This is a genomic window from Kitasatospora sp. NPDC048715 (assembly GCF_043198905.1).
GTDB classification, from domain to species: domain Bacteria; phylum Actinomycetota; class Actinomycetes; order Streptomycetales; family Streptomycetaceae; genus Kitasatospora; species Kitasatospora lactacystinica.
Window position 1 is genome coordinate 246,212 of the sequence record NZ_JBICVH010000008.1, and the last position, 4,914, is coordinate 251,125.

A 4,914-nucleotide genomic window follows, 5' to 3' on the forward strand; every position below is an offset into this window, starting at 1 on the left:
ACCACGCACCCCTGCTCACGAGAGGCCGAGATCCCGGTCGATCACGTCGAAGAGCTCTTCGTTGCTGGCCCTGCTGAGCTGGTCCCTCAGGTCGTCGAAGGCGACCGGGTCGCCGCCGCCCGCGCCCCGGTGGCGGGTGAGCAGCGCCTCCAGCCGCAGGACCACCCGGACCCGGTCCACGTCGTCCTCCGCCCGGGCCAGCAGCGCCTCTTCGAGCAGGTCCAGCTCCGCCGTGGAGGGCAGGGCCGCCGCCGCGTCGTCGGGCAGCGCCTCGCCCAGCAGGTGGGCGGCCAGCACCGCGGGCGTCGGGTGGTCGAACACCACGGTGGCGGGCAGCGGCAGGCCGGTGGCCTCGCCGAGCCGGTTGCGCAGTTCGACGGCGGCCAGCGAGTCGAAGCCGAAGTCCCGGAACGGCCGGTCGACGTCGATCGCGGCCGGGCCGTCGTGTCCGAGCACCACGGCCGCGTGGGTGCGGACCAGGTCCAGCAGGACGGGCTCGCGGTCGGCGCCCGGGAGGGCGGCCAGCCGCTCGCGCAGGGCGGCGAGCCGGTTCCGGTCCTCGCCCTCGGTGACGGTGACCGCGGCGAGCGCCCGGACCTCGGGCAGTTCGGCGAAGAACCGGTTGGGCCGCAGCGCGGTGAACGCGGGGACGAACTGCTCCCAGGCGATGTCGGCGACGGTGACCGCTCCGGTGTCCAGGTCCAGCGCCCGCTGCAGGGCGTGCATCGCCCGTTCCGGCGCCAGCAGCGAGATGCCGCGCCGGCGCATCGGCTCCTTGATCGCCTGGTCGACCATGCCGCCGCCGTCCCACGGCCCCCAGGCGACGGCCAGCGCGCGCACGCCCTCGGCGTCGCGCCGCTGCGCCAGGGCGTCGAGGTAGGCGTTGGCGGCCGCGTAGCAGGCCTGTTCGCCGACGCCCCAGACGCCCGCGATGGAGGAGAAGTGCACGACCGCGTCCAGCCGGCGCTGGTCGAGCAGTTCGTCCAGGTGCCGGGCGCCCGCGACCTTGCCGGCCGCCGTCCGGTCGAGTTCCGCGAAGGTGGTGTCGGCGAGCGGCGCCGAGGCACTGACCCCAGAGGCGTGCACGACGGCCCTCAACTTCGGTTCCATCGCGTCGAGTTCGGCGACCAGTCGGGCGGCGTCCGCGCGGTCCGACAGGTCGCAGGCGACCACCGTGACCCGGGCGCCGAGCTCCGTCAGCTCGGCCTCCAGCCCGGCCAGCCCGGGGGCGCCGCGGCCGCCCCGGCTGACCAGCACCAGGTGCTCGGCGCCGCCGGCGGCCAGCCACCGGGCCACCTGCCCGCCGAGCGCGCCGGTGCCGCCGGTCACCAGGACGGTGCCGCGCGGCTGCCACGCGGGCGCCTCCGGGTCGGCCGTCGGGGCGGGCAGCAGCCGGCGGGCGAAGACGCCCTCCGGGCGGACCGCCAGCTGGTCCTCGCCGTCGGCGGCGGTCAGCAGGCCGGCCAGCGCGTCGAAGTCCTCCTCCTCGGCCCCGGCGGGGAGGTCGATCAGACCGCCCCACAGCTGCGGGTGCTCCAGGGCGGCGACCCGGCCCAGGCCCCAGACCGGCGCCTGGCCCGGCTCGGCGGGCGGCTCGTGGTCGCCGGTGGACACCGCGCCCTCGGTCACGCACCACAGCGGGCCGTCGATCCCGGCGTCCAGCAGGGCCTGGACGAGCAGCAGCGTGGTGGCCGTGCCCCCGGGGAGCGCCGGCACCTCGGGGTGCGGCCCGGTCTCCAGCGCCAGCAGGGAGAGCACTCCGGCGGGCCGCCGCCCGTCGCCGACGGCCTGCCGCAGCCGGACGGCCAGGTCGGTCCGGTCGGCGGCGTCCGCCGCGACCGGCACCGTCACCACCGTGGCGCCGTGCCGGGTCAGGCCGTCCCGGTGGGCACGCACCCGCTCGTCGTCGGCCGCCGCGGCGGGCACGACCAGCAGCCAGTCACCGGTGAGGGCGGGGGCCGGGGCGTCCGGGACGGGCTCCCAGCCGACGTGGTAGCGCCAGCCCGCGACCTCGGCCTCCTCGCGATCGCGCCGGTGCCAGTCGGACAGCAGCGGCAGCGCGGTGCGCAGCGAGGCCCGGACCCCGGGGTCGGTCACGTCGAGCCGGTCGGCGATCGCGTCGGCGTCCTCGCCGGCCAGCGCCGCCCAGAGGCCCGGGTCGACGGGCCCGCCGGCCGGCGCGGCCACCGGGTGGAGCCAGTACTTCTCGTGCTGGAAGGGGTAGACCGGCAGCTCGACCCGGCGGCCGTGGCCGTCGAAGAGCACCTGCCAGTCGACCGCGGTGCCGCGGGTCCACAGGTCGGCCAGCGCGGTGACGAACACCCCGGTGTCGTGCCAGCTGCTGCGCAGCGCCGTCGCGGTGAGCGCCGACCCGGGCAGGCTCTCGCGGGCCATCGCCGTGAGCACGCCGTCGGGGCCGAGTTCCACGAACCGGCCGACCCCCTGGGCCTTGAGGCATTCGACGCCGTCGGCGAAGCGGACGGTCTCGCGGACCTGCCGCGCCCAGTAGTCGGGGGTGCGCAGCAGCTCGTCCTCCACCGCGCCGGTGAGGGTGGAGACGATCGGGATGCGGGGCTCGGCGAAGGAGAGCGTCGCGAGGACGGCCCGGAACTCGTCCAGCATCGGCTCCATCAGGGCCGAGTGGAAGGCGTGCGAGACCGTCAGCCGACTGGTCTTGCGGCCCTCGGCCGTCCAGTGCGCGGCGAGTTCGTCGATGGTGTCCGCCGTGCCCGAGACCACCGCCGAGCCGAGGCTGTTGAGCGCGGCCACGTCCGCGGTGCCGGTGACGGCCGCGAGGGCCGCCGCCACCTCGGGCTCGGTGGCCTGCACGGCGAGCATCGCGCCGCCGGCCGGGAGCGCCTGCATCAGCCGGCCGCGCGCGGCGACCAGGGCGCAGGCGTCCGCCAGGGTCAGCACCCCGGCGCAGTGCGCCGCCGCCACCTCGCCGATCGAGTGGCCGAGCAGGAAGTCCGGCAGCACGCCGAAGGACTCGAACAGCCGGAAGAGGGCGATCTCCAGCGCGAACAGCCCGGCCTGGGCCCAGACCGTCTGGTGGAGGTCCCGGCTCCCGCCGAACACCACGTCCTTGACGGAGTGCTCCAGGCGCGGGTCCAGCTCGGCGCAGACCGCGTCGAAGGCCCGTTGGAACACCGGGAAGGCCTCGTACAGCTCGCGGCCCATCCCGGTCCGCTGGGCGCCCTGGCCGGTGAACAGGAAGGCGCTGCGGCCCTCCCCCGCCACCCCGGTGACCACGGCCTTGTCGGGCAGGTCCCCGGCCAGCGCGGCGAGCGCGTCGGCCAGGCGGTCCCGGTCGGCGCCGAGCACGACGGCGCGCCGCTCCAGCGGCGCCCGGGAGAGCAGCGAGCGGCCGACGTCGACCGGGTCGGGCTCGGTGTCGGCGACGAAGGCGTGCAGCCGACCGGCCTGGGCGCGCAGCGCCTCGGTGGTGCGGGCCGCCAGCAGCCAGGGCACCACGCCGGGGGCCGGCTGCCCGGGATCGGCCGGGGCCTCGGCCTCCGGGGCCTGCTCCAGGACGACGTGGGCGTTGGTGCCGCTGATGCCGAAGGAAGAGACGCCCGCACGGCGCGGCCGGTCCAGCTCGGGCCAGGGCTCGGCCTCGGTCAGCAGCCGCACCGCGCCGGCCGACCAGTCGACCTGCGGGGTCGGCTGCTCGGCGTGCAGGCTGCGCGGCATGGTGCCGTGGCGCATCGCCTGCACCATCTTGATCACGCCCGCCACGCCGGCGGCGGCCTGGGTGTGCCCGAGGTTGGACTTCACCGAGCCCAGCCGCAGCGGCCGGTCCTCGGGCCGGTCCTGACCGTAGGTCGCCAGCAGGGCCTGGATCTCGATCGGGTCGCCCAGCCGGGTGCCGGTGCCGTGGCCCTCGACGACGTCCACGTCCAGCGTGGTGAGCCGCGCACTGGCCAGCGCGTCCTCGATGACCCGCTGCTGGGCGGGGCCGTTGGGCGCGGTCAGCCCACTGGAGGCGCCGTCCTGGTTGACCGCGCTGCCCCGGACCACCGCGAGCACCTGGTGGCCGAGCCGCCGGGCGTCCGAGAGCCGCTCCAGCAGGAGCATCCCGACGCCCTCGGCCCAGCCGGTGCCGTCCGCGCCGGCGCCGTAGGACTTGCAGCGGCCGTCCGAGGAGAGCCCGCCCTGCCGGGCGAAACCGGTGAAGGTGTCCGGGGAGGCCATCACGGTGGCGCCGCCCGCGAAGGCCATCGTGGTCTCGCCGGAGCGCAGCGACTGGCAGGCCAGGTGCAGGGCGACCAGCGAGGAGGAGCAGGCGGTGTCGATGGTGACCGCCGGGCCCTCCAGGCCGAGGGTGTAGGAGATCCGGCCGGTGGCGACGCTGCTCATGTTGCCGATGCCGAGGTAGGCGTCCACCCCCTCGGGGATGTCGATCATGCGGGCCGCGTAGTCCCGGTACATCAGCCCGGCGAACACCCCGGTGCGGCTGCCGCGCAGCGCGTACGGGTCGACGCCGCCGCGCTCGCACGCCTCCCAGCAGGCCTCCAGCAGCAGCCGGTGCTGCGGGTCCATGGCGGTCGCCTCGCGCGGCGAGATGCCGAACAGCGTCGGGTCGAAGCCGTCCGCGTCGTGCAGGAAGCCGCCGCTGCGGGCGAATCCGGCGTCCTCGCCGACGTCCCAGCCGCGGTCCTCGGGGAAGGCGGAGACGGCGTCCACGCCCTCGGACACCAGCCGCCAGAGCGCGTCCGGGCCGTCCACGCCGCCGGGCAGCCGACAGGCCATGCCGACGATCGCGATCGGCTGGCGGTCGGCCGACTCGGCGGACTGCAGCCGTTGCCGGGCCTGGTGCAGTTCGGCCGTGACGCGCTTGAGGTAGTCGCGCAGTTTCTGCTCGTCCGCCATGTCAGGCCTCACAGGGTGTCGGGTAGGGGTTCGGCAGCAGGG

At 76.4% G+C, this 4,914-nt stretch carries 1 protein-coding gene; it reads right to left on the reverse strand.

The features are described from left to right. Positions 1-15: 15 nt before the first annotated feature. Positions 16-4,884, reverse strand: coding sequence for a type I polyketide synthase (locus tag ACGFSC_RS17195; RefSeq protein ID WP_392863544.1), 4,869 nt, complete (start codon positions 4,882-4,884; stop codon positions 16-18). Positions 4,885-4,914: the final 30 nt, after the last annotated feature.